Genomic DNA, 4,752 nt, shown 5'->3' with positions numbered 1-4,752 from the left:
GGAACAAATGAAAGCGCAATTTGAAGGTTTCGCTACAAACTCCGGATTTATTGCAGCGCAAAAGACAAGCGAGGCCTACAAAGGATTTCGTAAAGGACGCTGGTGGGACCTGGAAATGGAAGATGTGGAACGGGTACGCAGCATCGACGGAATAAAAACGGCCACTCCTTCATTTGCCTTATGGGGACAGACAGCCGTTTACGGAGAAAACAAATACGAATGCAGCGTCAAAGGTCTATACCCCGAATACGAACAGATAGAACATCAGGAAATGACGTACGGCCGCTTTATCAATGACGTGGATATACGTGAGGCGCGCAAGGTATGCGTCATTGGCAAACGCGTGTACGAAAGCCTCTTCAAGCCGGGCGAGGACCCTTGCGGAAAATATATCAGGGTAAACGGCATTTATTACCGTGTTATCGGCATGTGCTCTTCCGAGGGCAATGTGAACATACAGGGACAGGCTTCGGAAGCGGTTACCCTACCCTTCACAACGATGCAGCAGACATATAATCTGGGACAAAGAATAGATGTAGTCTGTTTTATCATGAAACCGGGAGTGAAGGTTAAGGACGTAGAACCGGAAATAGAACATCGCATCAAAGCCGCCCATTACATCTCGCCGGACGACAAACAGGCAATCATGTTCCTCAATGCAGAAGCCATGTTTTCCATGATGGACACACTGATGACAGGTACCCGCATCCTTATCTGGATGGTGGGCTTGGGAACCTTGTTTGCCGGAGCTATCGGCGTATCCAATATCATGATGGTAACGGTAAAGGAACGCACTACGGAAATAGGCATACGGCGTGCCATCGGTGCCCGTCCCAAAGATATTCTGCAACAAATCCTTTCGGAAAGTATGGTACTGACTACCGTAGCCGGTATGGCAGGTATCTCTTTTGCCGTACTTATACTGCAAATACTGGAAAGTGCAGCGAATGATCCCGGAGTCATCAAGACCCATTATCAAGTCTCCTTCGGACTGGCTATCGGCACTTGCGCCCTTCTCATTGCATTAGGGATGCTGGCAGGACTGGCACCTGCTTACCGCGCAATGGCCATCAAACCTATCGAAGCGATAAGGGATGAGTAAAAAACGGCAAGGTGACAGACTGATAAAACGATAGAAAAATAAAACAATAATACAATAAAGATGAAAACAAAGAAGTATCTGAAAATCGCATCACTGGCGGTAGTAGCTGCCATATTTATCTGGACATTCGTGTTTTTGTACCGGAAATCCCAGCCCACTGTAAAGGTATATGAAACCATCGTTCCGGAAACAGCCGATTTGGAAAAGACAACCGTAGCCACCGGAAAAGTGGAGCCCAGAGATGAAGTGCTTATCAAGCCGCAAATATCCGGTATCATTTCCGAAGTATATAAAGAAGCCGGACAAAGCGTCAAGCAAGGCGAAGTGATTGCCAAAGTAAAGGTTATCCCCGAACTGGGCACGCTGAACTCTGCCGAAAGCCGCGTCCGTCTGGCAGAAATCAATGCCAAACAAGCCGAAACGGACTTTGCCCGTGTCGAGAAGTTGTTTAATGACAAACTCATCAGTAACGAAGAATACGAAAAGGGGGAAGTGAACGTAAAACAGGCACGGGAGGAATTGCAAACAGCCAAAGACAATCTGGAAATCGTAAAGGAAGGTATCACCAAGAACAGCGCTTCATTCAGCAGCACATTGATTCGTTCCACCATTACCGGACTGATTCTGGACGTACCTATCAAAGTCGGCAACTCCGTTATCATGAGCAATACGTTCAACGATGGAACAACAATCGCCACGGTTGCCAATATGAATGACCTCATCTTCCGGGGCAACCTGGATGAGACCGAGGTAGGCCGCGTACACGAAGGCATGCCGGTAAAGCTGACTATCGGTGCTTTGCAAAACCTCTCATTCAACGCCGTACTGGAATACATATCTCCGAAAGGCGTAGAAGAAAACGGAGCCAACCAATTCGAAATCAAAGCGGCCATCCAGGCGCCGGACAGCGTACAAATCCGTTCCGGCTATTCCGCCAATGCGGAAATTGTGCTGGAACGTGCCCTCAAGACGCTCGCCCTGCCGGAAAGTACGGTTGAGTTCAGTGGAGACAGCACCTTTGTATATGTACTGACCGACAGTGTACCCCAACAGAAGTTCAAACGCCAACAGATAGAAGTAGGCATGAGCGACGGTATCAAAATTGCCGTCAAAAGCGGCCTGACTGCCAAAGACAAAGTGCGTGGCGCCGAGAAAAAAGATAAATAACCGTTATACTTAGAAGAAGCAAAAACGCCATGAAGAAAAAGATACTTATATATATGGCCGTTCTGGCTTGCATACAAGTTCAGGCGCAAGACCGCTGGTCGCTACGGCAATGTATAGACTACGCCATCGAGCATAATATCGACATCCGCCGGACAGCCAATGCAGCCGAACAAAGCAGTGTTGAAGTGAATACCGCCAAATGGGCACGACTGCCGAACCTTAATGCCAGTGCCGGACAAAACTGGAACTGGGGACGCACGCAGACCGCTATCAAGGACGAGAGTACCGGTGATTACTCCACCGTATATGTCAACACAGGCAGTCACGGTACAAATATGTCCGTTTCCACCAGTATTCCACTGTTTACCGGACTCGAGATACCCAACCAGTATGCTTTGGCCAAATTAAACCTAAAAGCCGCTCTTGCCGACTTGGAGAAAGCCAAAGAAGATATCTCCATCAATATAGCCTCAGCCTACTTACAGGTACTGTTCAACGAAGAACTGCACCGGGTTTCTTTAGGACAAATAGAGCTGAGCAAAGAACAATGCAACCGCATAGAGCGGCTGGCAGAAGTAGGGAAAGCTTCTCCGGCAGAAGTTGCCGAAGCCAAAGCACGTGTAGCGCAGGATGAGATGAATGCAGTACAGACGGGCAATAACTATCAACAGGCATTGCTCGACCTCAGCCAGCTTATCGAACTGGAAACACCGGAAGGTTTCCTCTTGGAAAATCCTGCCGCAACAATAGAACTTATCCCATTGGCTTCTCCGGACGAAATATATCAGTTAGCATTAGGTTGCAAGGCCTCAATACAAGCTGCACAGTATCGTCTGGAAGGAAGTAAACACAGTATCCGAATCGCCCAAAGCGGTTACTATCCGCAACTGACTCTCAGCGGGAGTCTCGGTACGAATTATTATTCGACAATCAACCGCACTTTCAGCCAGCAAATGAGTGATAATTTCAACAAATACATCGGTTTTAATCTGAGTGTTCCCATCTTTAACAGACTGGCTACACGCAACCGGGTACGTACAGCCCGCCTGCAACGTGAAAACTACTCCTTGCAACTGGATAATGCCAAGAAGGACCTCTACAAAGAAATTCAGCAGGCATGGTACAATGCGGCAGCATCCGAAAGCAAGTACACAAGCAGCAGCGCGGCAGCCTCGGCAAGCGAAGCATCGTTTAAGCTGATGAGCGAGAAATACGAAAACGGGAAAGCAAACGCCGTAGAATACAATGAGGCCAAGCAGAACCTGATGAAAGCACAATCCGATGAACTACAAGCCAAATACGAGTACCTGTTCCGTACCAAGATACTGGACTTTTATAAAGGAGAGCCTATCGAATAAATATAATTTTAGTTGTTGTGTGTTTGTAAGGAGATGAACACTTTTTATTTATTTTCTTTTCAGGCACGGACTACACGGAAAACACAGATTTTCTTTACTTCTTTTTCCGTGAATTCCGTGCCTGAAAGAAATCATCAGGTATATTGAAGTATCCCCGTTTATCAGTTATAAATACACATGGATAAGCGTTTAATTTCGTCTTGACGCTTCTTTACCTCTTTCTGACGAACGGGAAGAAGAACGTGTTGTACGCGTAGAGGATGAAGAAGAGTTGCTGCGTCGTCTTATGCTTTCGTTTTCCTTCTGAATACTCTGCCCGCGTTTAGGAGCATTTACTTCCTTCTTAGTATCGGAACGGCGTACCGGACTGTTGGTAGCAGGACGGCGATTGGACTGTTCCACGTTATTAGGGCGCGTACCAGAATTGGGACGGATATGAACCGAACCGAAATCCGAACGCCGGCTTGTATGGTACGATTTATTATCACGGATACGGAAAGAGCCGTTATAGGTAGGATAGTTATGTCTGCCCCGGTAATAGCTTACATTATGATAATGAACACGGTTATGTCCGCCACAGTAAGTACGATAATGATAAGGACGCGGATAGTAGAAATGATTCGGATTGGTATAAGTAACATAAATCCGGAAAGACCAATGCCCGCCACTCACATAAATCGGACGGAAGAAGTAAGCAGCCTGCATGAAACGGGAATACTGTCTGCGGCTCAATACCCAGCGTAAATCGTCATTGCGTATATCCAGATAATCGTAATACCGATTCAACGCCCATTCTTCACCCCTCAGCACATCATCCATCAGATAACGTACACCTGAAATAAAGTCATAATTAATTTCATATACATCATTATACTGAGCCGTATTCAGATTCAGTTCATAAGCCATCTTATCCGTAAGAAAGCGTGTTTCTTTACGCACTTTACTGTTACTCATGGCCGCATGGCAGACAGCAGTACTCATTATTACGGCAAATAACATAAATAATATTCGTTTCATGGCAGCGTTCTTTACAAGTTTATATTCCATCACACTACTGTCCCGTAAAAGTGGATAAATAGTTCTTTGAAATTATTGAAATATAGTCAATTACACGGTTTTTTGAAA

4 protein-coding genes are annotated in these 4,752 nt (G+C 46.2%); 3 read left to right on the top strand and 1 reads right to left on the bottom strand.

From position 1 onward, the window contains the following. The 3 genes from AB5903_RS21750 to AB5903_RS21740 all read left to right on the top strand — a co-directional run. Positions 1 to 1,102, top strand: a 1,102-nt coding sequence (locus AB5903_RS21750; protein ID WP_368118280.1) for an ABC transporter permease, incomplete at its 5' end; no start/stop codon positions are given. A gap of 60 nt (positions 1,103 to 1,162) precedes the next feature. Continuing rightward, a complete protein-coding gene (locus AB5903_RS21745; RefSeq protein ID WP_005652429.1) occupies positions 1,163 to 2,269 on the top strand; it encodes an efflux RND transporter periplasmic adaptor subunit in 1,107 nt (368 codons plus the stop codon). A 29-nt stretch (positions 2,270 to 2,298) separates the two neighbouring features. Continuing rightward, a complete protein-coding gene (locus AB5903_RS21740) occupies positions 2,299 to 3,627 on the top strand; it encodes a TolC family protein (RefSeq protein ID WP_272710868.1) in 1,329 nt (442 codons plus the stop codon). Positions 3,628 to 3,816: 189 nt separating this feature from the next. Here the strand turns inward: AB5903_RS21740 and AB5903_RS21735 are convergent, their stop codons facing one another. Continuing rightward, the gene (locus AB5903_RS21735; protein ID WP_217733679.1) at positions 3,817 to 4,644 is read right to left on the bottom strand and encodes a hypothetical protein; all 828 of its coding nucleotides are present in this window, start codon (positions 4,642 to 4,644) and stop codon (positions 3,817 to 3,819) included. Between the last annotated feature and the right edge of the window lie 108 nt (positions 4,645 to 4,752).

It is taken from the genome of Bacteroides sp. 2201st1_D9_2201SCRN_220225, assembly GCF_040928965.1.
Classification (GTDB): Bacteria; Bacteroidota; Bacteroidia; order Bacteroidales; family Bacteroidaceae; genus Bacteroides; species Bacteroides stercoris.
Note: the sequence above shows the minus strand (reverse complement) of the source record. Positions and strands in the feature narration are given on the sequence as shown.